The organism is Variovorax sp. GW821-FHT10B04, assembly GCF_059415645.1.
In genome coordinates this window covers 475,637-498,781 of sequence record NZ_JBWKNQ010000004.1, presented here as the reverse complement: position 1 = coordinate 498,781, position 23,145 = coordinate 475,637, and the positions used below count along the sequence as shown (strand labels likewise).

General features: G+C 67.2%; 27 protein-coding genes. 18 read left to right on the top strand and 9 right to left on the bottom strand.

Going from position 1 to position 23,145, the window contains the following annotated elements; translation table 11 throughout:
* Positions 1 to 50 precede the first annotated feature (50 nt).
* From AC07PZ_RS13455 to AC07PZ_RS13445, 3 genes are read left to right on the top strand one after another with little or no spacing between them, the layout of a single operon-like run.
* On the top strand, positions 51 to 764 hold the full coding sequence (locus AC07PZ_RS13455; protein WP_495295592.1) for an ABC transporter ATP-binding protein: 714 nt from the start codon (positions 51 to 53) through the stop codon (positions 762 to 764).
* Positions 765 to 789: 25 nt separating this feature from the next.
* Complete coding sequence (locus AC07PZ_RS13450; protein ID WP_495295591.1) at positions 790 to 1,662, top strand: branched-chain amino acid ABC transporter permease; 873 nt, start codon at positions 790 to 792, stop codon at positions 1,660 to 1,662.
* 2 nt (positions 1,663 to 1,664) lie between these two features.
* The gene (locus tag AC07PZ_RS13445; protein WP_495295590.1) at positions 1,665 to 2,687 is read left to right on the top strand and encodes a branched-chain amino acid ABC transporter permease; all 1,023 of its coding nucleotides are present in this window, start codon (positions 1,665 to 1,667) and stop codon (positions 2,685 to 2,687) included.
* A 683-nt stretch (positions 2,688 to 3,370) separates the two neighbouring features.
* Here AC07PZ_RS13445 and AC07PZ_RS13440 read toward each other — a convergent pair.
* Positions 3,371 to 4,597: an NAD(P)/FAD-dependent oxidoreductase gene (locus AC07PZ_RS13440; protein WP_495295589.1), complete on the bottom strand. Its 1,227-nt coding sequence runs from the start codon at positions 4,595 to 4,597 to the stop codon at positions 3,371 to 3,373.
* A 169-nt stretch (positions 4,598 to 4,766) separates the two neighbouring features.
* On the opposite strand from AC07PZ_RS13440, the gene AC07PZ_RS13435 reads away from it, so the two are divergent.
* The 8 genes from AC07PZ_RS13435 to AC07PZ_RS13400 are packed head-to-tail and all read left to right on the top strand — an operon-like array spanning position 4,767 to position 10,658.
* Positions 4,767 to 5,090, top strand: coding sequence for a 2Fe-2S iron-sulfur cluster-binding protein (locus AC07PZ_RS13435; RefSeq protein WP_495295588.1), 324 nt, complete (start codon positions 4,767 to 4,769; stop codon positions 5,088 to 5,090).
* Positions 5,087 to 6,052: a quinone oxidoreductase family protein gene (locus tag AC07PZ_RS13430; protein ID WP_495295587.1), complete on the top strand. Its 966-nt coding sequence runs from the start codon at positions 5,087 to 5,089 to the stop codon at positions 6,050 to 6,052. Before AC07PZ_RS13435 ends, AC07PZ_RS13430 begins: the two co-directional genes overlap by 4 nt.
* A gap of 27 nt (positions 6,053 to 6,079) precedes the next feature.
* The gene (locus AC07PZ_RS13425) at positions 6,080 to 6,712 is read left to right on the top strand and encodes a VOC family protein (protein ID WP_495295586.1); all 633 of its coding nucleotides are present in this window, start codon (positions 6,080 to 6,082) and stop codon (positions 6,710 to 6,712) included.
* Between the two features lie 7 nt (positions 6,713 to 6,719).
* Positions 6,720 to 7,184: a DUF3237 domain-containing protein gene (locus tag AC07PZ_RS13420; protein WP_495295585.1), complete on the top strand. Its 465-nt coding sequence runs from the start codon at positions 6,720 to 6,722 to the stop codon at positions 7,182 to 7,184.
* Entirely contained in the window at positions 7,181 to 7,975 is a 795-nt protein-coding gene (locus AC07PZ_RS13415; protein WP_495295584.1) for an SDR family NAD(P)-dependent oxidoreductase, read from the top strand. Before AC07PZ_RS13420 ends, AC07PZ_RS13415 begins: the two co-directional genes overlap by 4 nt.
* A gap of 33 nt (positions 7,976 to 8,008) precedes the next feature.
* Positions 8,009 to 8,776 (top strand): SDR family NAD(P)-dependent oxidoreductase, encoded by a 768-nt coding sequence (locus AC07PZ_RS13410; protein ID WP_495295583.1) that lies wholly within the window; start codon positions 8,009 to 8,011, stop codon positions 8,774 to 8,776.
* A 14-nt stretch (positions 8,777 to 8,790) separates the two neighbouring features.
* The gene (locus tag AC07PZ_RS13405) at positions 8,791 to 9,825 is read left to right on the top strand and encodes a zinc-dependent alcohol dehydrogenase family protein (protein WP_495295582.1); all 1,035 of its coding nucleotides are present in this window, start codon (positions 8,791 to 8,793) and stop codon (positions 9,823 to 9,825) included.
* A gap of 41 nt (positions 9,826 to 9,866) precedes the next feature.
* Entirely contained in the window at positions 9,867 to 10,658 is a 792-nt protein-coding gene (locus AC07PZ_RS13400; RefSeq protein WP_495295581.1) for an SDR family NAD(P)-dependent oxidoreductase, read from the top strand.
* A 22-nt stretch (positions 10,659 to 10,680) separates the two neighbouring features.
* Here the strand turns inward: AC07PZ_RS13400 and AC07PZ_RS13395 are convergent, their stop codons facing one another.
* The 5 genes from AC07PZ_RS13395 to AC07PZ_RS13375 all read right to left on the bottom strand — a co-directional run bounded on the left by AC07PZ_RS13395 (position 10,681) and on the right by AC07PZ_RS13375 (position 15,610).
* Positions 10,681 to 11,124, bottom strand: a complete 444-nt coding sequence (locus AC07PZ_RS13395) for a response regulator (protein WP_495295580.1) — start codon at positions 11,122 to 11,124, stop codon at positions 10,681 to 10,683.
* Positions 11,125 to 11,139: 15 nt separating this feature from the next.
* Positions 11,140 to 12,528: an RAD55 family ATPase gene (locus tag AC07PZ_RS13390; protein WP_495295579.1), complete on the bottom strand. Its 1,389-nt coding sequence runs from the start codon at positions 12,526 to 12,528 to the stop codon at positions 11,140 to 11,142.
* A gap of 187 nt (positions 12,529 to 12,715) precedes the next feature.
* Complete coding sequence (locus AC07PZ_RS13385) at positions 12,716 to 13,705, bottom strand: IclR family transcriptional regulator (RefSeq protein ID WP_495295578.1); 990 nt, start codon at positions 13,703 to 13,705, stop codon at positions 12,716 to 12,718.
* Positions 13,683 to 15,380: an FAD-dependent oxidoreductase gene (locus AC07PZ_RS13380; protein WP_495295577.1), complete on the bottom strand. Its 1,698-nt coding sequence runs from the start codon at positions 15,378 to 15,380 to the stop codon at positions 13,683 to 13,685. The genes AC07PZ_RS13385 and AC07PZ_RS13380 overlap by 23 nt, the downstream gene beginning before the upstream one ends.
* Positions 15,377 to 15,610 carry a hypothetical protein gene (locus tag AC07PZ_RS13375; protein ID WP_495295702.1) on the bottom strand — a complete coding sequence of 78 codons (234 nt, stop codon included), beginning with the start codon at positions 15,608 to 15,610 and terminating at the stop codon, positions 15,377 to 15,379. The genes AC07PZ_RS13380 and AC07PZ_RS13375 overlap by 4 nt, the downstream gene beginning before the upstream one ends.
* 7 nt (positions 15,611 to 15,617) lie before the next feature.
* On the opposite strand from AC07PZ_RS13375, the gene AC07PZ_RS13370 reads away from it, so the two are divergent.
* Both AC07PZ_RS13370 and AC07PZ_RS13365 read left to right on the top strand, forming a co-directional pair.
* Entirely contained in the window at positions 15,618 to 15,752 is a 135-nt protein-coding gene (locus AC07PZ_RS13370) for a helix-turn-helix transcriptional regulator (protein WP_495295699.1), read from the top strand.
* Positions 15,753 to 15,849: 97 nt separating this feature from the next.
* The gene (locus tag AC07PZ_RS13365; RefSeq protein ID WP_495295576.1) at positions 15,850 to 16,638 is read left to right on the top strand and encodes an SDR family NAD(P)-dependent oxidoreductase; all 789 of its coding nucleotides are present in this window, start codon (positions 15,850 to 15,852) and stop codon (positions 16,636 to 16,638) included.
* Between the two features lie 30 nt (positions 16,639 to 16,668).
* Here the strand turns inward: AC07PZ_RS13365 and AC07PZ_RS13360 are convergent, their stop codons facing one another.
* A complete protein-coding gene (locus AC07PZ_RS13360; protein WP_495295575.1) occupies positions 16,669 to 17,652 on the bottom strand; it encodes a Bug family tripartite tricarboxylate transporter substrate binding protein in 984 nt (327 codons plus the stop codon).
* Between the two features lie 123 nt (positions 17,653 to 17,775).
* Entirely contained in the window at positions 17,776 to 18,582 is an 807-nt protein-coding gene (locus tag AC07PZ_RS13355) for an SDR family NAD(P)-dependent oxidoreductase (RefSeq protein ID WP_495295574.1), read from the bottom strand.
* A 152-nt stretch (positions 18,583 to 18,734) separates the two neighbouring features.
* On the opposite strand from AC07PZ_RS13355, the gene AC07PZ_RS13350 reads away from it, so the two are divergent.
* Together AC07PZ_RS13350 and AC07PZ_RS13345 are read left to right on the top strand one after the other, a co-directional pair.
* Positions 18,735 to 19,202 (top strand): nuclear transport factor 2 family protein, encoded by a 468-nt coding sequence (locus AC07PZ_RS13350; RefSeq protein ID WP_495295573.1) that lies wholly within the window; start codon positions 18,735 to 18,737, stop codon positions 19,200 to 19,202.
* On the top strand, positions 19,199 to 20,035 hold the full coding sequence (locus AC07PZ_RS13345; RefSeq protein WP_495295572.1) for an SDR family NAD(P)-dependent oxidoreductase: 837 nt from the start codon (positions 19,199 to 19,201) through the stop codon (positions 20,033 to 20,035). Before AC07PZ_RS13350 ends, AC07PZ_RS13345 begins: the two co-directional genes overlap by 4 nt.
* 36 nt (positions 20,036 to 20,071) lie before the next feature.
* On the opposite strand, the gene AC07PZ_RS13340 is transcribed toward AC07PZ_RS13345, so the two are convergent.
* A complete protein-coding gene (locus tag AC07PZ_RS13340; RefSeq protein ID WP_495295571.1) occupies positions 20,072 to 20,884 on the bottom strand; it encodes an SDR family NAD(P)-dependent oxidoreductase in 813 nt (270 codons plus the stop codon).
* A 101-nt stretch (positions 20,885 to 20,985) separates the two neighbouring features.
* On the opposite strand from AC07PZ_RS13340, the gene AC07PZ_RS13335 reads away from it, so the two are divergent.
* From AC07PZ_RS13335 to AC07PZ_RS13325, 3 genes are all read left to right on the top strand, one after another.
* Entirely contained in the window at positions 20,986 to 21,420 is a 435-nt protein-coding gene (locus AC07PZ_RS13335) for a winged helix-turn-helix transcriptional regulator (protein ID WP_495295570.1), read from the top strand.
* Positions 21,421 to 21,585: 165 nt separating this feature from the next.
* The gene (locus tag AC07PZ_RS13330) at positions 21,586 to 22,017 is read left to right on the top strand and encodes an SgcJ/EcaC family oxidoreductase (protein ID WP_495295569.1); all 432 of its coding nucleotides are present in this window, start codon (positions 21,586 to 21,588) and stop codon (positions 22,015 to 22,017) included.
* 436 nt (positions 22,018 to 22,453) lie between these two features.
* A complete protein-coding gene (locus AC07PZ_RS13325; RefSeq protein WP_495295568.1) occupies positions 22,454 to 23,128 on the top strand; it encodes a hypothetical protein in 675 nt (224 codons plus the stop codon).
* The last annotated feature ends 17 nt before the right edge of the window (positions 23,129 to 23,145 follow it).

The following is a 23,145-nucleotide window of genomic DNA, read 5'->3' as shown; positions in this document are numbered from 1 at the left end:
CGGCCGCCCGAAGGCGCTCGCACCGCAGTGCGGAGCACGGAGGTATTGGTATGAGCGCTATCCTGCAGGTGAAGAAGCTGGAGGGCTTCTACGGCCCGACCCGCGTGCTGCAAGGCATCGATTTCGAGGTGGCCGAAGGCGGCATCACCACGATCCTCGGTGCCAATGGCGCGGGCAAGACGACCACGCTGCGTGCCATCAGCGCGCTGGTGCGCACGCGTGGCGAGATCTGGTTCCGCGGCGCGCGCATCGACGGCCTGTCGACCGAGAAGATCGCCGCGCTCGGCGTGGCCCACGTGCCCGACGGGCGCGGCACGCTGGTCAACCTCACGGTCGAAGAGAACCTGCGCGTGGGCATGTACCTGCGGCGCGACCGGGCCAAGGCCGAGGCCGACATCGAGCGCATGTTCGGCTACTTCCCGCGGCTGCGCGAGCGGCGCCTGCAGCAGGCCGGCACGCTGTCGGGCGGCGAGCAGCAGATGCTCGCGATCAGCCGCGCACTGATGCTCGCGCCCAGGCTGCTGCTGCTGGACGAGCCCTCGTTCGGGCTGGCGCCGCTGATCATCCGCGAGATCTTCGAGATCATGCGGCGCATCAACCGCGAGGAGCGCGTGAGCATCCTGCTGGTCGAGCAGAACGTGGCGCGCGCACTCGAACTCGCCGACCACGCCTACCTGCTGGAAACCGGCAGCACGGTGATGGGCGGCACCGCGCAGGCGATGCGCGACGACGCGCAGATCCGCCGCTCGTACCTCGGTTTCTAGACAGCAGACGCAAGGAGCTTCACGCATGTTCAACCTGTTGCAGCAGATCGCGTCCGGCGTGGCCATGGGCGGCATCTATGCCTGCCTCGGGCTGGCGCTGGTCATGATCTACCAGTCCACCCACCACATCAATTTCGCCCAGGGCGAGATGGCGATGTTCTCCACCTTCATCGCCTGGTTGTGCGTGAAGGCCGGCATGCCCTACTGGGCGACCTTCCTGCTCACGGTGTCCTTCGGCATGGTGCTGGGGATGCTGATCGAGCGGGTGGTGCTGCGCCCGCTGAAGGACGCGCCCGAGATGTCGGTGATCGTGGTCTTCATCGGCCTGTTCGTCGGCATCAACTCGCTGGCCGGATGGATCTTCGGCCACCAGCTGGAGACCTTTCCGAGCCCGTTCCCGGCCAAGGCGCCGTTCGGCACCACGCTGATCTCGGCGCACGAGCTGGGCACCATCGGCGTCGCGCTGGCGGTGGTCTGCGTGCTCTACGCCTTCCTGCGCTTCACGCGGGTCGGGCTGGCGATGCGGTCCGCGGCCGAGAACCCGGTGTCGAGCCGGCTGTCGGGCATTCCGGTGTCGTTGATGCTGTCGCTCGGCTGGGGCCTGTCGGCGGTCATCGGCGCGGTGGCGGGGTTGATGGTGGCGCCGGTGGTGTTCCTCGACCCGAACATGATGGGCGGCATCCTGATCTACGCCTTTGCCGCGGCCTTGCTGGGCGGCATCGACAACCCCTGGGGCGCGGTGGTCGGCGGCGTGATCGTGGGCGTGGTCGAGAACCTGGCCGGCACCTATGTGGTCGGCACGGAACTGAAGCTGTCGGTCGCGCTGGTCGTGATCGTGGGCGTGCTGCTGGTGCGCCCGTCCGGCCTGTTCGGCCGCAAACTCGTGACGAGGGTCTGACGATGTCCGCTGTTCTTCCATCCGCCGTCGCTGCGGCGCGGCCCCATGCCGTGCCGGCCGGCAAGCCATCGCTCAAGGATGCATGGGGCGTCGGCCTGCTGCTGGTCGTGGCCATCGCATTGCCTTTCTGCGTGTCCGACTACCGCGTGTTCCAGGCCACGATGACGCTGATCATGGCGATCGCCGTGCTGGGGCTGAACATGCTGGTCGGCTACAACGGCCAGTTGTCGCTCGGGCATGGTGCGATCTACGCGATCGGCGCGTACACGGCTGCGCTGCTGATCGAGCATGGCGGCGTGCCCTGGTGGGCGACGTTGCCGGCCGCGGCGCTGGTCTGTTTCGTCTTCGGTTTCCTGTTCGGCTGGCCGGCGTTGCGGCTGAAGGGCCACTACCTGGCGCTGGCGACTTTCGCGCTCGCGCTGGCGATGCCGCAACTGCTGAAGTACAAGCTGCTCGAGCCCTGGACCGGTGGCGTGCAGGGCATCGTGCTGATGAAGCCCGAGGCACCCTTCGGCTGGAAGATCTCGCCCGACCAATGGCTGTACGGCGTGACGCTGGCGATCGCGGCGCTGATGTTCCTGCTGGCCTGGAACATCCTGCGCGGCCGACTGGGCCGCGCCACCATCGCGATCCGCGAGCAGCCGATCGCGGCCTCGGCGATGGGCATCAACGTGCCCTATGTGAAGGCGCTGACCTTCGGCATCAGCGCGCTGTACACCGGCGTCGCGGGCGCACTCGGCGCGGTGGCGGCGGCTTTCGTGGCGCCCGACAGCTTCGGCATGTTCGTGTCGATCTTCTTCCTGGTGGGAGCAGTGGTGGGCGGCCTCGGCACGATCTGGGGCGCGCTGATCGGCGCGATCTTCATCCAGTTCGTGCCGAACGTGGCGGACCAGATCTCCAAGTCGGCACCGTCGGCGATCTATGCGCTGTTCCTGATCCTGTCCGTGTATGTGATGCCGATGGGCTTCGTGGGGTTGGTGCGGTCTTTGCGTCGGCGGTTGAGTGGGAAGGTGGGTCGGCGGTGATGACGTTGATGGTTGTTTTGTTGCGAGCGTGGTTGTGACGTTGGAACGGTGAAGTCGTGACGTTGGTGGGACGCGCCCGGTACGCGGTGTGGGCCAGGCGACCCGCTGCACCGGCCCTTCGGGCTTCCTTGCGGTGCTCGCTTCAGGCGGGGTCCGCAGAACTCGCTCCGGCTTCGCCTGCACTCAAACAGCTGCGGCCCTGATCCGCCTGAAGCTGCGCTCCTCAGCGGCGCAGAAGGGAATCGCCTGACCCACACCGCATACCGGGCGCTCGGGGGTGTTCGAACGGTGTGTGCACCTCAATGAGCCGCACAGGTCGCGCGTCTTGGCTGAGCCGCGGTTCGCGAAGGCTCATCGTTGGAAGCGAGCGCAGGTGGGTGTTCGGCTTTCGGATGCACAACAGACGTGTCGGGCGTCGGTGGGTGGGATGTCTTTGGGCGGCTGTTGAGGCTCCGGCGAGCACCGCAGCGAAAGGCGGATCAGGGCCGCAGCTGTTTGAGCGCAACGCAGTGGAGCGAGTTCTGCGGACCCCGCCTTTCGCGAGGAGCAGCAGCGAAGTCCGAAGGACCGGAGACGTCTGCCGCCCAAAGACATCCCACTCGCCGACGCCTTCCCCCAACCCCAACCCCAACCCCAACCCCAACCGCGAACCACGAACCACGAACCACGAACCACCAACGCAACTACCGCGAAGCCACCTCAAACCCCCGCAGATCGAACCCATCCACAGCAGCCTCCCGCACAGTCAACGAAGGCATGCGCACAAGCAGCTTGCGCGCGGCCATGTGATCGCCGGGCTTGTTCACCGACTCCACCGCCAGCAGTTGGTCCCCACGAAAGCGCAGCACCGAAAACTGGCGTCCGGCCCGGTCGCCAACGACCACCGTGGCGTCGGTGCCGTGCGACAGGCCCGCGATCTGCAGCCGCATGTCGCCCTGGTCCGACCAGAACCACGGCAGTGCCGCATACGGCTGCGGCTTGCCCATCAGGCGTGCCGCCACGCAGCGTGCCTGGTCGGCCGCGTTCTGCACCGACTCCAGCCGCACACGCCCGTCGGCATGCCGGCTCGGGAACGACGCGCAGTCGCCGATGGCGGAGATCGCGGGGTCGGACGTCAGCAGGTCGCTGTCGACCTTCACGCCGTTGTCGATGTCCAGGCCCGCCTCGGCCGCGATCGCGACGCTGGGCAGCACACCGATGCCGATCATCACCAGGTCGGCCGGCAATGCCGTGCCGCTGGTCGTCACCACACCGGTCACGTGGCCTTCGCGACCCTCGATGTGCGACAGGCCTTCGCCGAAGTCGAAGCGCACGCCGTGCGCCTCGTGCGCCTCGCGAAAGCAGGCTGACGTTTCGACCGACACCGCGCGCGCCATCGGCCGGTCGGCCAGTTCGAGCACATGCACCGTGCAGCCCTGCGCGCGCGCCACCGCCGCGAACTCGAGCCCGATGAAGCCCGCGCCGCAGACCACCACGTTGCGTGCATCCGCGAGCCGTTGCGACACCGCCGCCGCATCGGCCAGCGTGCGCAGGCCGAACACCCCGCCGAGCGTGGCGCCCGGCACCGGCAGCATGCGGTTGTGCGCGCCGAGCGCCAGCACCAGGTGGTCGTACGCGATGGTGCGTCCGTCCGCCATCGCGACGTGGCGGTTGGTGCGGTCGATCGCGGCGGCGCGTCCCGACACCCGCGTGATGCCATGCTCATCGAAGAACTTCTGCGGCCGGAACAGCAGGCCCTCCGCATCGGTCTTGCCGAGCATGTACGCCTTCGACAGCGGCGGCCGCTGGTAAGGCAGACCCGGCTCGTCGCCGATCAGCACGAGACGGCCGGTATGGCCTTCCTGGCGCAACGACGCGGCCGCCTGAAAGCCGGCCTGGCCTGCGCCAACGATGGCAATGGATTGCAGCATGCGAACGATGTCTCCGTGGTGAGCCTGCGAACGCGCAGCAAGGCATGCCCCTGCGCAACGAGGCGCCGAGTGTGGCGGCGCCGGGCGTTGCCATCCGTCCCCTGCCAAGGGGACTGACGCTTCAGGGCCGCGGGCGGACAGTGCGGGCTCGATCACAGGGAATCGCTACATGCCCAGAGCCATCTTCATTTCGCCCGACGGGGCCAGCGCCGAGGTCGACGTGGCCGTCGGCACCAGCCTCATGCAAGCCGCCACCGTCAACGGCATCGAAGGCATCGTCGGCGACTGCGGCGGCGCCATGAGCTGCGCCACCTGCCACGTCTTCGTCGAAGAACAGTACCTGTCGCTGCTCGACGAGCCGTCGCCCGCCGAGGCCCAGATGCTCGACTACACCGCCGCGCCGCGGCAACCCAACAGCCGGCTCTCGTGCCAGCTCCTCATGACCGAAGAACGCGACGGACTCACCGTTCGCATCGCGGACCCGCAGCTATGACCCCGACCACGATGAAGGCGGTGCTCGCCACCGCCCACGGCGCGCGCCTGCAGGACGTGCCGGTGCCGCAGCCCAGGCCCAACGAAATCCTGGTGCGCGTGCGTGCCGCCAGCCTGAACCGCGCCGACCTGGTCGGCCTCGCGAACGGCGGCGACAAGGTCATCGGCATGGAATGGGCCGGCGAGGTCGTCGGCCTCGGTGCCGAGGCGCAAGGCCATGCGATCGGCGACCGCGTGATGTGCACCGGTGCCGGCGCCTATGCCGAGTACGCGGTGACCGACTGGGGCCGCGCCTGCCGCATCCCGTCCGACAGCTTGTCCTTCGACGACGCCACCGTGCTCACGCTGGCGCTGCAGGCCATGCACGACGCCGTCGTCACGCATGGGCAGTTGCAGCGCGGCCAGTCGATCCTGATCCACGGCGCCACGTCGGGTGTCGGGCTGATGGCATTGCAGATCGCACGCGAGCTCGGCGCGTCGGTCGTCATCGGCAGTTCGACCCAGGCGTCCAGGCAGGCCCGCATCCTCGAGGCGGGCGCCACGCATGCGGTCGACTCGACATCGGACGGCTGGGTGAAGTCCATCCAGGACGCGACGCAAGGCCGCGGCGTCGACGTGGTGGTCGACATGGTCGGCGGCGCGCGCTTCAACCAGACGATGGAAGCCACCGCGATCGGCGGACGCATCGTCAACGTCGGGCGGCTCGGCGGCATCGTCGTGCCGGTCGACCTCAATGTGCATTCGCTGCGGCGGCTCACCTATGTCGGCGTGACCTTCCGCAGCCGTTCGGTCGACGAGGTGCGCACGCTCAACGCCCGCATGCTGGCCGACCTCGGCCCGGCGCTCGGCGCAGGCCGGCTGCGCCTGCCGATCGATGCCCGCTTTCCCCTTGCGCAGGCGGCCGATGCGCTTGCGCGCATGACCGCCAACCAACACTTCGGAAAGATCGTCTTGTCGATCTGAAGCCACCGACACACAGGAGAAGACAACATGCAGACCACCGCTCCGCAACCCTTGCGCGCCGCCGTGCCGGCCAGTGCCAAGGCCAACCCCGGCCTGACGCCCGTGATGCTGAACCACGCCGCGTGGGTCACCCACGACGTGGCGGCCACGGCCGACTTCTACACCCGCATCATGGGCATGGAACTCGCCAGCACCGTGCTGGACGACTCGATCCCGTCGACCGGCGACGACATCCCGTACTTCCACATCTTCTTCCGGATGCAGGACGGTTCGACGCTCGCGTTCTTCGAGGCGCCCGGCGTGCCCGCGCCGGCCAAGTCGACGCATCCGGCCTACGACATCTTCAATCACATCGCGCTGCAGGCCGCCAACCGCGAGGAGGTGATGAAGTGGTACGAGTGGCTCAAGTCCAACGACATCGAAGTCGTCGGACCGACCGACCACAAGGGCCTGATCCTGAGCATCTACTTCCATGACCCGGCCGGCGTGCGCCTGGAGATCACCACGCCGCTCGACGCGCAGTGGAACCGCCACACGCAGAAGGGCTACGAGGACCTCAAGCTGTGGGTCGACTGCAAGGAGAAGGCGATCCGCGAAGGCCGCGACGTGCCGAAGGCGCTGATCGAACTGATCGGCGACATCCGCAAGCGCTATGACTGAGCCCGCGATGACCGACATTGCACTGACCCACCTGTTCACGATCAAGGCCGAAGTCGATGCGCCCGCGCAGCTCGTCGGCGCGGTGCCGATGGGCTACACGCGGCGCGTGATGTGCGTGTCCGGCGGCCAGTTCGAAGGCGAGCGGCTGCGCGGCCGGGTGCTGCCCGGCGGCGCCGACGTGGTGCTGGAACGGCCCGACGGCGGCCTGCATCTCGATGTGCGGCTGGTGCTCGAAACCGACGCCGGCGAACTCATCTACATGACCTACAACGGACGGCGCAACGGCCCGCCCGAACTCATGCAGAAGATCGTCAACCGCGAGCCGATCCCGCGCGGCGCGGACTACTTTCGCGTGCTCGTGCAGTTCGAGACCGCGGCGCCCAAGCTGCGCTGGCTCAACGACCGCATCGCCATCGGCACCGGCACGCGCGAGCCGAACGGGCCGGTCTACGACGTGTTCGAGGTGCTATGAAGGACCGCTTCACTGGCCGGCCGGCCATCGTCACGGGTGCCGGGCTCGGCATCGGCCGCGCGATCGCGCTGCGGCTGCACGAAGAAGGCGCGCACGTGCTCGCGGTCGACAAGAACCCCGAGGTGCTGGCCGCGCTGCCGCAGTCCGAGCGCCTGCGCACGCTCGTCGCCGACGTGACCGATGCGGCTGCGCCCGCGGCCATCGTCGCCGCCTGCCTGGAGGCCTTCGGCGGCATCCGCGTGCTGGTCAACAACGCGGGCCTGGGCAACGCGCCGGCCTTCCACGAGACCACCGAGGCCGACTACGAGAAGTGGATGGGCGTCAACCTGACGAGCACCTTCCGGCTGACGCGCGCGGCCTTCGACGCGCTGCTGGCGTCGAAGGGCGTGGTGCTGAACATCGCGTCGACGCTCGGCGTGCAGGGCTATCGACGGCAGGCCGTCTATTCCACTGCCAAGGCCGGCGTGATCGGGTTGACGCGCAACCTCGCGGCCGACTATGCCGGCGCGGGCCTCCGCGTGAACGCGATCGCGCCCGGCATCATCGCCACGCCGCAGACCGCGGCGCGGCTCCACACCGCGCGCTTCTACGCCACCATCGTCGGCACCACGCCGATGGGCCGCCCCGGCCTGCCGGAAGAGGTCGCGGGTGCCGCGGCCTTCCTGTGCAGCGACGACGCCGGCTTCGTCAACGGCCAGGTGCTGGCGGTCGACGGCGGCCAGACATCGAGCGCCTACGTGAGCGACGCGATGGTCCAGTGCTGGACCGACGCGCATCCCGACGCGGACTGACCTGAACCGCAATTTCCATCCCGGACGATCCCCATGACACGCATCGCACTCATCACCGGCGGCGCCAGCGGCCTTGGCCTGGCCACCGCACGACGGCTCGCGGCCGACGGGCTGACCGTCGCCATCGCCGACCTGCGCGCCGACGCCGCACGCGAGGCCGCAGCCGGCATCGGGGCGGGCCACCTCGGCCTGCAGGTCGACGTGGCGCAGGAAGAGTCGGTCCAGGCGCTGTTCGAGGCGGTCGAGACGCAGCTCGGCCCGGTCGCGGTGCTGGCCTGCTTCGCCGGACTGCTGAGCACCGCGCCACGCCCCGGCCGGCTGCCGCTGGTCGAACTCGGCATGGACGAGTGGGACCGGCTGATGGCCGTCAACGGCCGCGGCACCTTCCTGTGCGTGCGCGAGATGCTGCGCCGCCGTGCCACCGGCGTGCGGGTGGAACACGGCCGCATCGTCACCGTGGCCTCGCTGGCCGGGCAGGTCGGCGGGCAGCAGAGCGGCGCGGCCTACAGCGCGTCGAAAGGCGCGGTGCTGAGCCTGAGCAAGGTCGCGGCACGCGAGGCGGCGCCGCTGGGCATCACGGTCAACACCATCGCGCCCGGCCCGATCGACACGCCCATGCTGGCGCAGACCGTGGCCGAGGGGAATGGCGACCAGAAGTACCTCGGCCTGTCGCAGGTACCGCTCGGGCGCATCGGCACGCCGGACGAGATCGCGACGGCCGTGTCGTATCTGGTGTCGCCCGGCGCAGGCTTCGTGACCGGCGCGACGCTGGACATCAACGGCGGCATGTCGATGCGCTGAGCGCTTGCGCGCCGATGAACATCCTGCCTTCCACCATGCGTGCGCTGCAGCTGCACGGCGACCGCATCGACACGCTGACCGTCGCTGACGGCGTGCCCGTGCCGCAGCCAGGCCCGGGCCAGATCCTGCTGCGCGTGCGGGCCGTGAGCCTGAACCACCGCGATCTGTTCGCGGTGTCCGGGCGACTCGCGTCGCCGGTCGCGTTGCCTTTCGTGCCGGGCTCTGACGCGTCGGGCGACGTGGTCGCGCTCGGCACCGGCGTCACGCAGTGGCGCGTCGGCGATCGTGCGATGACGGTCTTCGTGCCCGGCTGGCAGTCGGGCCTGCCGACGCCCACGCAGCGCGCCGGCACGCTCGGCGCACCGTTGCCCGGCGTGCTGCAGCAGTACGTGTGCGTGGCCGAAGGCGATGCCGTGCGTGTACCCGAAGGCTGGCGCCATGAAGAGGCCGCGACGCTGCCCATCGCCGCGCTCACGGCCTGGTCGGTGCTGACGGCCGGCGGCCTGCGCGCGGGCAGCACCGTGCTCACGCAAGGCACCGGCGGCGTGGCCCTGTTCGCATTGCAATTCGCCAAGGCCGCGGGTGCGACCGCGATCGCGCTGTCGTCCAGCGAGGACAAGCTCGACCGCCTGCGGGCGCTCGGCGCCGACATCGGCATCGACTACCGCCGCACGCCCGACTGGGTACCTGCGGTGCGCGCGGCGACCGGTGGGCGCGGCGTGGACATCGTGGTCGAGACCACGGGCGCGACGCTGGGCCGGTCGGTCGCGGCCACCGCGCTGGGCGGCTTCGTGGGCGTGGTCGGCTTCGTCGGCGGCATGGCCTCGGACGTGCCGGTGCGCCAGTTGATCGGCGGGCTGGTCCGCGTGCAGGGCATGTTCGTCGGCCCGCGCGACAGCTTCGTCCGGATGGTCGACGCGCTGGATGCCGGCACGCTTCGGCCGGTGATCGACCGCGTGTTCGAGCTGCACGAGAGCCGCGCCGCCTTCGAGCGGCTGCAGGGCGGCGCGCATGTCGGCAAGGTCGTCATCGCCATGCCCGAACGTTGATCGAGCCCGTGCCACCACGCATCTGTTGCAGGAGACCCTGAATGACTTCCTCTTTCGACGGCCAGGTGGCCGTGATCACCGGCGGCGCCAGCGGCGTCGGCCTTGCGCTCGCCGGCCAGTTGCTGCGCGCGGGCGCACGCGTGGTGCTGGTCGACCGCGACGCGGCGGCACTCGACCGCGCGCAGTCGGCCCATGCCGCATCCGTTGGCGAACGGCTGCTGCCCGTGCAGGCCGACGTGGCGCGCAAGGCCGACGTGCAGGGCTATGTCGCGGCGGCGCTCGAGCGCTTCGGCCGCATCGACCTGTTCCACAACAACGCCGCCATCGTCGGCCCGCAGGCCTCGCTGCTGGACTTCCGCGAGGAGGACTTCCATCGCGTGTTCGGCGTGAACGTGCTGGGCATGATGCTGGGCCTGCAGGCGGTCGGCACGGTGATGCGGGCGCAGGGCGGCGGCGTCATCGTCAACACCGCGTCGGTGTCGGGCCAGCGCAGCAGCCGGCCGGACGCGGGCCTGGCGATCTACGGCGCGTCGAAGGCCGCGGTGATCCGCGCGACGCAGCAGGCGGCGCTGGAGTTCGCGCCGTACCGCATCCGGGTCAACGCCATCTGTCCGGGGCCGATCGACACACCGCTGCTGCGCAGCACCTTCCGGGCCGAAGGGCGGTCGGAGGACGAGGTCGAAAGCCTGCTGAAGCAGCACTTCAGCAAGCAGCCGCTCGGCCGCGCCGCGAGCGCCGATGAAGTGGCCGACGTGGCGTACTGGCTGCTCGGGCCGACGTCGAGCTTCGTGACCGGGGCGATCCACAACGTGGATGGCGGGATGACGGCGTAGCGGGGATTCGCCTGCGGACGGCTCAATCGCCGGGCGGCAGGCGGAAACCGTCCAGCAGGTGGCGCATCGGATCACCATCCTTTTCGTTGGTGGTGCTGGGCGGCCGTCCCTCGGCGATCAGACGTTCCACCAGCGACAGCATCGAATCGAGGTTGAAGGGCTTGACCAGGAACGCGTCATAGTTGCGGAACGACCTCCGCACCACGTCCTCGGATGTCGCACTCATGAAAACGAAAGGGATGTGGCAAAGCGCGGCGTTCTGACGCACGGCCTCGCCCAGTTCGGCGCCGTTCATGATGGGCATCATGAAGTCCGACAGGATGAGCACGGGTGGCTCACCCTCCAGCAATTCAAGCGCAGCCTTGCCGTTCGACGCTGCGGCCACCCGGTAGCCTTCGGCCTCCAGCAGCAGCTGCAGCACCTCGGCATTTCCATACTCGTCCTCGACGATCAGAACCAGTTTCATCGGGACGGACCTCGTTCAAACAGCCGCAGGCGTGTTGGGCAAAGACAGATGGACATTGACCGTCGCCTGGGTGGCGCGGCTGCCGCGGATCTTCATGATGGACAGGGGGCGTTGGTCGGCCTGTTTCGCTTCGTGCGTGATCGACTCGAAGGTGAACGCGTTGTCGAACCAGCCCACGACGCCCTCGGCGAGCGGTGTGCCGGCGGCAACCGCCAGCGCATCCGGATCCACGGTGAAGAGCGACGTCACGCCACGGCGACGGAGTTCCGACAGCAGTCGCCCAAGAAAGCGATAGCCCCGTTCTGGAAACGCCAGCGTATCTGCCAACCCCGCCAGTCCGTCGAGGACGAGCCGGCGGACCTTCAGGTCATCGACGAGCCTCAGTAATTTATGACCCATCTCATCCATCGACTCGTCTTCGTGACCCAGGTTCTTGATTGTGAGTGCGCCGGAGCTCACGGCTTCTTCGACCGGCAGACCCGTCGCCGACCCCATCCGGCGCAGGTCGCCGCCCAACTCCGTACAGGATAGAAGCAGTCCGGGAAATGCGGGCACCGAAGCAGCGGCGAAAGCCAGCGCCAGCGTGGTCTTTCCGGCACCACTATGGCCCGTGACGACTGACGCGCTGCCGGAAAAGACACCACCGTTTCGTAGGACGGCGTCGAGCGCAGGAAGGCCGGTGGAGATCGAATCGAGACCCAGCTTCGCGTTTCCATCGATCAAGGGCAAGCTCTCGAGACGAGGAAAAATCTGCAATCCCTGATTGGAGATGCAGAACGTGTGCTGTCCTCGGATGATCTGGCTGCCGCGAAACTTGCGAACCTGGATGCGACGCTCGGCCCGCCAATGGAAGCCATGGTCTTCGAACGAGAAGATACCGTCCACCATGGTCTGCTCCGCGCTCAGCGCATTGCCATTCGCATCGCCGCTGGTCAGTACCAGGCAGGTGCAAGACATGGCACTCACCAGGCTTTGCAGTTCGTGCACGAACTGGCGCACAGACTCATTGGTTCTCGAGATCAGGGTTTCAACCACGAGGCCGTCGATGACCAGGAGCGATGCACGGTGACGTACGAGTTCGCCGCGCAGCAGTTCGACCACCGCCTTCAGGCCCCCTTGTTCGAGCTCACGGTAGCCGCTGACATAGAAGACCTTCGCGTTGACCTCCTGATGGTCGAAGAAGATCTGCTGCTCCATGTGCTGCAACATGCGTGCATACGACTCGGCGAGCATCGTGACGTACAACGTCCGTGTCTCGCGCCGAGCCAGGGTGTAGGCGATCTGATTGGCCAGCGTGGTCTTGCCGACGCCCGGGGGGCCTTCGAAGATGTAGACGCCTCCTTCGAACAAACCGCCGTTGAGTATCTCGTCCAAGCCTTCTACGAGGGTGGCCAGTCTTTTCATTGTTGTCGGAGCGAGTAGGTGATCGAATTGGGCCTGCCGTGCACACGCAATGAAAGGCAGGGCATACGGTGACGGTGCCGGCGGGCTGTCGATCAATTCTAGGCGCCACTCGCTCCTGCCTTTCCTCTGGCGGAATGGAGAAACGGCGGCGCAGCGGCGGCCTCGGCAAGGTCCGAGGCGGGTCGCTTCAGGCGGGTCGACGCGCTTTCGAAAAGCCCGCGGCGCTCAATGCATCGCATTCCGAGGCCAGGCTCGCGAAGTACGGGGCGAGCCGCAGTTCCATCTGCCCGACGACCTGCTGCAGCTGCCGGGCGATCTCCGGCGCGCGTGCGTGCGGAATGCGGTGGTTGGGGCCCACCACGGTGACCGAACCCACGGGGCGGCCGTCGCCGGTCAGTGCGACGGCGACGGCCGAATCGCCCAGCGCCACGCGGTTGCGGAGAAACGCATAACCGGTGCGCGAGGCCTCTTCGATGGCGGTGACGAAGTCGTCCTTGCCCACGTTGTACGGCCCACGCAGGCGCGGCAGCGACAGCGACACGATGTGATCGCGCTCCTCGCGCGGCATGCGCGCGAGCATGGCCACGCTGCCGGAACCGGCGCCCAGTGGCCAGCGCGTTCCCATCACCAGCAGCACGCGCGAGTCGGCCGTGGCGCTGTTGCAGCAGTCGATGCAGACCGCCTCGTCGCCGCTGCGGATGGTCAGGTAGACGGTCTCGCCCGTGCTCTCGGCCAGCTGCATCAGGTAGGGCTTGCAATGCGGACGGATCTCGAAATGCGGCGCGGCCGCCAGGCCCAGCTCGAACAGCATGGGACCGAGGATGTAGCGGCGCGAGGTCTCGACCCGGCGGGCCAGGCCCTCGTCGATCAGCTGGCCCAGCAGGCGGTGCACCGTGGGATGCGGCAAGCCGACGTAGGTGGAGAGTTCGGACAGCCCCAGCCCGTGCCCGCCCGCCACTGCCAGCATGCGCAACAGGTGTGCGGCCCGGCCGATGGTGCTGTCGTTGTTGGCGCCGGATCGTGGTCTGCGGGTTGGGGGGCTGGGCGCATCCATGGCGCCGAGTCTAGCCCGGTCGAGCGGCGTGAATGCCCCCTGTACGAACAGCCGTTCGGGCCGCGCCGCGCAGGGCGCGGGCGCGTCCTGGCTCAACGGCTCATGGGTGCGCGGCCTGCGCATGGCTGACCGCGGCGTGGCCGAAAGTGATCGCGGGGCCCAGCGTGATGCCGCCGCCCGGATAGGCGCCACGCATCATCGACGCGAGTTCGTTGCCGCAGGCGTACAGGCCCGGGATCGCCGCTCCGCTCGCATCCACGACGCGGGCCTGTGCGTCGGTCTTGAGCCCGATCGCGGTCCCCAGCGTGGCGGGCACGATGGCGAGCGCGTAGAACGGGCCGCGCGCGATCGGTGCCAGGTTCGGGTTCGGCTTCACGGACGGATCGCCCCACGAATGGTTGTAGGCCGTCTCGCCCTTGCCGAAATCGGTATCGACGCCGCTCGCGCAGAACGCGTTGTGCCGGCGCACCTCGTCTTCGAGTCCGGCAGGGTCGATGCCGGCGCGCGCGGCCAGCTCGGCCAGCGTGTCGGCGCGCAGCAGGTAGCCGTCGCGCAGCATCTGCGGCATCTGCACCAGGTTCCAGGGCCAGGGCCGCACGGCACCCAGGCCGCGCTGATGCACGAAGTCGGCGTCGCAGATGAAGTAGCAGTGCTTCTGGCCGGCACGCTGGCGCTCGAACAGCGCCAGCACGATGTCGTGGTACGAGTTGGACTCGTTGACGAAGCGCCGGCCGGTGCCGTCGACCGCGATCACGCCGGGCCGGCCACGGTCGAGGTAGCCATAGATGAAGGTTTCCTGGCGCTTCGAGGTCGACAGCTCGGAGGCCGGCGTCCACAGCCCGGGCGAATGCAATGCGCTGTCGACCTGCCCGCCGATGGCCCGCGCCGCGTTGATGCCGTCCCCCGTGTTCGCGCCGAAGGCCATGGAGTGCACGTGGGGGAAGTTCGGGGCGAACTCGGCGCGCAGTGCCGGGCTGTGCGGAAAGCCGCCGGTCGCCAGCACCACGCCGAGGCGCGCGTCGACGCGGCGCGGCCCCTCCGGCGTGGCCACGATGGCGCCGACCACGCGGCCGTCTTCTTCGACCAGCGACGCCAACGGAGACGACAGCCAGATCTGCGCGTCGGTCTTGCGCAGGTAGGCGAACATCCGTGCCACCAGGGCATTGCCGTTCGAGATGACGGTGCCGCGCGAGTAGCCGCGCAGTCGATCGCCAAGATGGCGCAGCACGCGTTGCACCACGCGTGAAAAAGCGGAGAACGATGCGAACGGCCGCACGAACCTGGCCACGTCGTCGGGGCCGAGCATCATGCCGCCGAGCACCAGCAGGTTGCTGATGGGTGGGCGCACCTTCTCGAAGTCCGCACCGAGCTCCCGCCCGTCATAGGCGCGCGCCTGCAGCGAGCGGCCACGCGGCAGGCCACCGGGCGCCGCGCTGTGGTAGTCGGGCATGCCGATCAGGTCGAAGGGAACGCCGGCCTGTTCGAGCGCCTGCAGCGCAGGCACGCCGTGCGCCAGGTAGGTGGAGACCAGGTCCTCGCGGTAGAGCTCGCCGGCTTCGCCCTTCAGGTAGGTGCGGACGGCCTCGGCGCTGTCGGCGATGCCGGCCGCCTGTGCCTGCGGGCTGCCGGGAATCCAGACCACGCCGCCCGAGGTGGCGGTGGTGCCGCCCAGTTGCGGGCTCTTCTCGCACAGCAGCACGCGCAGGCCGCGCTGCGCCGCGAAGACGGCCGCGGCCAACCCGCCGGCGCCGGAGCCGAAAACCAGCAGGTCGACCTGGAGCGTCGCGTCCTTCGTCATCGGGCGGCTCCTTGCGCTGTCCATTCAATGGACATTGCGATGGCCGGCCCGGCGAACAGTTCGTAAATTCGCGCACCTGCACCTACAAGGAAGACAAGCATGTTTGAAGCCAGAGACAACACGGCGGCGGCGCCCGCAGCGGGCGTGCACAACGGGTTCATCGACAGTTCACGGGAGCGCTTGAAAACGGTTGCACCACTGCTCTCGCCCAGGGAGGTGGAGGTATGCATCCGGATCATGCTGGGCGTTACGTCCGAGGGCATCGGAATCGATCTGGGTATTAGCCGAAACACAGTTCTTACCTATAGAAAACGAGCCTATGCGAGGCTCAACATCTCGTCCCAGAACCAGTTGTTCAGGTTGATCATGTAGGTGTTCGACTCTAGGTAGACATGCAAGAGGTCGCCATCACATGGCGATGTGACGCAGGCAGTTCGAAACATCGCGTGCCACGCACGAACGGATAAAAATGGAATTCAAGGACAAGGTCTGCGTCGTCACCGGCGCGGGCAGCGGCATCGGCCGCGAGATCGCATGGGCCTTTGCCACATCGGGCGCACAGGTGGTGGCGGTCGACAGGGACCCGGCCACGCTCGATCGACTGGCGCAGGACGCAGCGCGCGCCGAGCCCCCGCTGCACATCCGCAGCGCCGTGTGCGACGTGGCGGACGCAGGGCAGATCACGCGCACCTGCGACGAGGTCGTCGCGCACTTCGGCCGGTGCGACGTGCTGGTCAACAACGCGGGCATCCTGCGGCGCGGTGCGCTGGAAGACCTGCCCGACGCGCAATGGGAGCAGGTGCTGGACATCAATCTCTCGGGTGGCTTTCGCTTCGCCCGGCATCTGGCGCGCACCATGATCGCCAACGGACGCGGCGCGGTCGTCCACATCGCCTCGATCGCGGCCACGCAGGCGCACGGCGGTTGCGGTGCCTATTCGGCATCCAAGGCCGCAACCCTGGCCTTGTCGGCGCAGATGGCGGTGGAGTGGGGGCCACATGGCGTGCGATCGAACTGCATCAGCCCCGGACTGATCGAGACGGCGCTCAGCGCACCGTTCTATGCCATCCCCGGTGTGCGCGAGCAGCGCGAGCGGCTGGTGCCGCTGCGCAAGATCGGCACGCCCCGGCATGTCGCCGATGCGGCCCTCTTTCTGGCCAGCGATGCGGCCGCCTACATCAACGGCCACAACCTCGTGATCGACGGCGGCCTGTCGCACGCACTGATCGCGCAGGTGCCCAGACCGGACGCGGCCTGAGCGGACGAAGGCGCGCTCAGCGAACGGGGACTACTTCACCGAGATGTTGTTGTCCTTGATGACCTTCTCCATCTGCTGCGCCATCGTCAGCGCCTGTTCGCGCAGGCCGCTGCCCGGCAGGTAGCTGGCCACCACGCCGCGCGCCTCGAAGTCCTTGCGCACCGATTCCAGTGCGAGCACTTTCTTGAAGGCTGCGCTCAGCTTCTCAGCCACCGGCGCGGGCAAGCCGGCCGGCGCGATGATGCCCACATACGGGTCGAAGAAGTAGTTCGGCAGGCCGGCCTTGGCCATCGTCGGCAGATCGGGCAGCACGCCTTTCAGGCCGTGACCCGTCCAGGCGTAGGCACGCAACTGGCCGGAGCGCACGAACTGCAGCGACCCCGGCACGTCGGCCAGGATGAAGTCGATCTGCTTGGCCACCAGCGCCTGCACGGCGGGGCCCGTGCCGGCCGGATAGGGAATCATCGTCGCCTTCGCGCCGATCTGGTTGAGCATCAGTTCGGTGGCCAGGTGGGTCACCGAGCCGACGCCGAAGGACCCGTAGTTGAGCTTGGTGCCATCGGCACGTACGCGCGCGATGAACTCCTGAAGGTTGTTTGCCGGGAAGTCGGCACGCGCCACCAGCATGTAGGGCGCCGTCATCATCGATGCGATGAAGGTGAAGTCGCGGTCCACCTTGTACGGTGCGTCGTAGAGCAGCGGCACGATGGACAGCGCATCGGCACCGGCCGCCATGATGGTGTAGTCGTCCTTGGCGGCCAGCAGTGCGCGTGCCGCGATCAGATTGTTGCCGCCCGGCCGGTTGTCGATCACGACGGGCTGGCCCAGTTCCTTGGCAAGCTCCTGGCCCACGATGCGTGCCGCGGTGTCCGTGGCGCCGCCCGGTGCGAAGGGAATGATCACGCGAAGCGGCTTGCTGGGCCAGTCGCTGGCGGCGCTGGAGAACGAAGGGATGGCAACGGCGCTGGAGAGCAGGCCCGCACAGACGGTGCGGCGGTTGATTGTCTTTGTCATGGTTTTCTCTTTTTGAACGGACAGGGCGCATGGCGCGCCCCGCGAAGGCGACTTTAAGAACGAAGAACCATCCGCGCAGCCACATCATCATGTGACAGCGGAACCGCTTCGTGCCATGGACGGCTACTGCATGCGGACGCCGCCGTTGACGTCCAGCGTGGTGCCGGTCACGAAGGCCGCGTCGTGGGACGCGAGGTACGAGGCAGCCGCGGCGATCTCGTGCGGCATGCCGATGCGGCCCAGGGGCATCAGCGCCATCGCGTCGTACGAGACCTGCGCATCCGTCGACTTGCGCGAGGACCGGGTCATGGGCGTTTCCACCGGTCCGGGTGCGATCGCGTTCACCGTGATGCCCTGCGCCGCGAGCTCGCGTGCGACAACCTTGGTCAGGCCGAGCACCGCGGCCTTGGACGTCACGTACGGCGAGCGGCTCTGGTAGCCGCCGAGCTGGCCGGCCGACGAGGACACGGTGATCACGCGTCCGTGCGGCACGGGTTGCCGTGCACGCCAGCGCGCGAACTCGCGCACGCACAGAAAGCAGCCGGTGACGTTGATCGCGAGCGTGCGGTTCCAGGTCTCGAGTGTCGTGTCGACCAGCGCGGGCTGCGCGCCATCTGGGGCGTTGCCGACCACGCCTGCAAAGGTGGCGAGCACGGCAATCGGCCCGACCTGCGTCTCGACCATCTCGAACGCAGCGGCAACGGACTCTTCGCTCGTGACGTCGATGGCGATGCCGCGGTGGCCCGATCCGGGCAGCGCTGCGGCGATCCGTTCGGCCTGTGGCAGGTCGACGTCCGCCACCACCACGCGCAGGCCGTCCGCGGCGAGGCGCTGTGCCACGGCATGGCCGAGTGCGCCTGCTCCGCCGGTGATCAGGGCCACACGGTGCGTGACGGCGGGAGAGTGGTTGGATGATTCAGCAGAGGACATGGCAGGCAGTTGGAAGGAGACCAAAATTCTAGGAGGCGCTGCACCGCCGTCTGCCCCATTCGGATGTGACGCATCCATCTCTCTGTCGATGCGGTCGATCGGGCCTCGCGCCGCTACAGTTTCGAGCTTGAGAATTTTGCAGTCCTGTTGAAGTGAATCAGATCGAAGCACATGAAGTCCCGGACCTGATCGCGGTCCAGGTGATGCGGTTGTACGCACGCCAGTCCCGGTTGATCGACAGCGGCGATGCGCCGGGCTGGGCGCAGACCTTCACCGATGACGGCGTGTTCGCCTCGCCGTCGTACCCCCAACCCGCCACCGGGACCGCCCAGCTCGTGGCCTTCGCGGAGCGCTTTGCCGCCGGCAATGCATCCGGCACCGTGAGCCGCCACGTGATCACGAACGTCGACGTGCTGCCCGGCGCGGACGACGACCACCTGGTGGTCCATGCCTATCTCCAGATCGTGGCGACCCCGCGCGGCGAGTTCAGCCGCCTGGTCCGCCTCACCACCCTGACCGACCAGCTGATCCGCCTGCGCGGAACGTGGCGGGTCGCTCACCGGCAAGTGCTTCGCGACGACGCGGCACCGGCCGCCACCGCAACGGAAAGCAACGCGTGACTTCAGCCGGCTCCACTTCCATTCATGACCATCCCGGCCGCGTCGAAGGCCGACTGATGGCGGTCGACCACCCGGACCTGCGTGGCAAGGTGGCCGTCATCACCGGCGCAGGCCGCGGCATGGGCGCGCGCTTTGCCGCGGCGCTGGCGCGGCGCGGTGTGCATGTCGTCGGCGCCGACATCGACCCCGCGCTCATGGCCGAGACCGCCGCGGCCATCGGCCTCGAGCATCGCGATGTCCAGGGGGCAGGCGATGTGGTGGGCACCACGGTCGACGTTCGCAGCCGCGAGGCGCAGCAGAAGGTCGCCGAATTTGCCGTCGAGCGCTTCGGCAAGCTCGATCTCTGGATCAACAACGCAGGCATCTTTCCGGAGGCGCCCGCCGCCGACATTCCTGCCTCGCAGATGCAGGCGACCTTGTCGATCAACGTCGAGGGCGTGCTCTATGGCGCCCAGGCCGCCGCGTCGGCCATGAAGCCGGGCGGGGTCATCCTCAACATGGCCAGCGTCGCCGCATTCCGCGTGCGCCGCGTGCGGGCCGCGTACTGTGCGTCGAAGGCGGCCGTGGCCCATCTCACCGAGTGCCTCGCGGTCGAGTTCGGCGATCTCGGCATCCGCGTCAATGCGATCGCGCCGGGCCTGATCGACACCGAGATGACCCATTGGCTCCAGAGCGACGCCGATGCGCTGGGCAAGGCACTGGGCAACATACCGCTCCATCGCATGGGGTCGCCCGAGGAGGTCGTCGGCCCGCTGCTCTTTCTGCTCTCCGACAGTGCGCGTTATGTGACGGGGCACATCCTGACCGTCGACGGCGGCTCGCGGCACGTCTGAGCACGCTCGCCGCGACGCCGATTGGCGCCTGCGGAGTCAATTCTTCATGGCGTAGCGGGAGGCAGGCTTGCCTGTCAGCGCAGAGACGAAAAGCGACTGCCCGGCATCGTTCAGCGCCGACACGAGTCGACCGTCTTCAACGGATGGCGCGCTGATGGCCTCGCCGTCGGCGAGGCCGCGCAACGACGCATCCACGCAGTCCTCGGTCGCCATGACCATCGCCGGATCGCTTTGCGAGCCGCCCGCCAGTTGGCGGGCTTCGGACATCGTCGGACCGGGCGCGACGAACTGGACGACGATGCCAGTGCCGCGCAGCTCCGCCTGCAAGGTTCTGGTGAAGTTGAAGACGTAGGCCTTGGTGCCGCTGTAGATCCCGACGCCTGGGTATATGCCGAAGGCCGCGATCGATCCGATGTTGACGATCGTTCCGTGGCTTTGCGCCTTGAAGCGATCGAGCGCCGCAATCGTGAGGTGCGTGAGCGCCGTCACATTCAACGCAATGATGGCGGCGGCCTTCGCCGGGTTGGCATCGGCGATCGGCCCCCAGACCGAAGCGCCGGCATTGTTGACGAGCATCGCGAGCGTCACATCCGAAGCGAGCACCTGTGCGAGCGCAACGAGATGCGCCGGGTCGGTCAGGTCCGCGGCGGTGGTCTGCACGGCGACGCCGTATTTTTCAGAAAGTTTCTCTGCCAGCGCGTCGAGCCTGTCCCCGCGTCGGGCGACAAGATGAAGGTCATATCCCTGGCGAGCGAGGCGGTCGGCGTACACCGTACCGATACCTGCCGATGCCCCGGTGACGACGGCGGTCCCCTGGCTTGCGGATCTTTGGCTTCTTGCAATGTTCATGGTGATTTCTCGGGAGGCTCACGCCGTTATTGGTGGTTTGGCCGAATGATATAAGTTGTATATTTACGGTCAATAACGCACCATGACTAGCCTAGATAACCATGAGTAAATCGCAACCGGCCGAAGCGCTGCCCGTCGAAACGCCTGCGGCGAGCCGCTCTGGAAAAGGCTGGAACGGAAAGATGCCGATCGACACGCAGAAGACACGGCCGATCCTGGAGCAGATCGCCAATAAATGGACCGTCCTCATCCTGACCGTCCTTTGCGCAGGGCCGCTGCGCTTCAATGAAATCATGCGTCGACTCGATGGCATCACGCACAAGGCGCTGGCGGACGCACTGAAGCGACTCGAGCGCAACGGACTGGTCCGCAGGGAGGTCTTGCCCACGTCCCCCGTGGGTGTCGAGTACACGATCACGCCGCTCGGCAAGTCGCTTCAGCGACCGTTCACCGCGCTTTACGACTGGGCGCTGACGCATGGGCTGGAGATGGAAAAGGCCCAGGGCGAGTACGACGACGGGCGTGCGGGTGCCTGAGGCGGGCGGTGGGGCGGCGGGCTGCTTGGGTATGACTGCTCCGGACCATGACGGGTGTCGGCTTGGGGGCTGAGCGGGTTCAACTACGATGACGGCACTCGGGGCCCGACAGAATCCCAGCGGCCGAGTCGAACATCCGATCATTCGCTTGCGTACCTCCACATCATGCAGATCGAACAACCCGAAGATGTTCCTGCCGCGTTCCAAGTTGCTTGGAACAACCACGACATGCCGTCCTTCGCAGCCCTGTTTCGCGACGACGCCACGTTCGTGAATCGCTTCGGGCGCTATGTCTTCGGTATCGCCGATATCGTCGAGCTGCATGCGCCCTTGCATGCAGGCATCTACAGCGATTCCACGCTGAAGAACGAATTGATCGACGTCGTCACCATCGGCGACACCGCGGCGGTGGTGCACTTCTGGAGTCGTCTTACGGTGGGTGTCGCCCATCCGGCCGGCCCGCATGCTGTCGATACCTTGATCCTGACTGTGCTCACGCGTCAGGAATCCACTTGGCGGATCAAGGCACTCGAGAACGTCACCTTGACGAATCCGCGCACGGGTGAAGCCGTGCTCAGAGACATGACGAGTTCCTGATCGAGCCCGTTGCCTGCGGCACCCAAGCGTTCGGCGCGGATACGGCTTCAGGCCCATGTGGATAGAACGCCCGCTTTAGGCCGCTCTTAGGGTTCAGTGCCACTGCCGCTCTCATCGTCGGTCTAGTGGTCGAATCGGCTGTCGCAGTTGGCGCGGTTCAGCTACTGCAGTCGCGGGGGCCGAATGCACTTCGTGAAGCGAAGACATCGCGCACTGCGGCATGCGGCCATGAAGCCGAGCAGGCAATTGAAAAGCCGTTCGCGCCGGAAAGCCGTTTCAGCGCGCTGCTTTGCGGGCCAAGCGGCACGACTCTTGCCGCCTGGATGCACGCCTCAGCCTAAATGCTGCTCACTGAGGTAGTTCGAAAGTATCAAATTCGATTGCGTATAGGTCGATTGCGCGTCAAGTTGAGCATAGAAACCGAAACACGAGTCGCTTGAATGAGATACATTTTGAGACAATCGAAAAAAATGTACATGGGATTGACTCAACCGGAGGGGACGTGGCGCGGCGAAAAAAGAACGACAGGCTATTGGTAGCCATCGGATTGTTTGTGGGCGGTGCACTGGCGGTTGCGCCGTTTGTGATGCTGTACTTGGGTTGCAGAGCGGGACCGCGACTGACGAAGCATCTGGATGACTACTCGCTGACTTCCGATGAGGCCTTGCAGTTGAGTCACAGCAGCATGCGTCGCGGTGCTCTTGATGCACAACACCGCGGGCATCTTTCAAGTGGTCTTTTGCTGACCAAGTCCGGAGAGTTTGATCGCCGTTCCAATGCCGGCAAGATTGCCTATGAAGTCAGTGTGCAACTTGCCGAATTGGAATTTCAATGCCGGGAGTTACGCGGACTTCCTCTTAACCGTCTAACTGCGGCTATCAGCTTTACCAAGCTGCGCGAATCGGCGCGCTTTGCAATTGCCGGATTCATTGCCTGGTTTGCTTACGCAGCGACATACATGCTTGGACCGAATTTCGGCTGGCCGAGCGCATATTTCCTGGCGTCGGTAGTCGGCCTTGGTGTGTTCGCCGTGGTCTGGCTTTGGTTCACCTTCTACTACTGGGCCGGCTTCTCGCAACTGCGGATGCAACTCAGGCCTCAATCAATATAAGCAGCGAGACTCGAGAT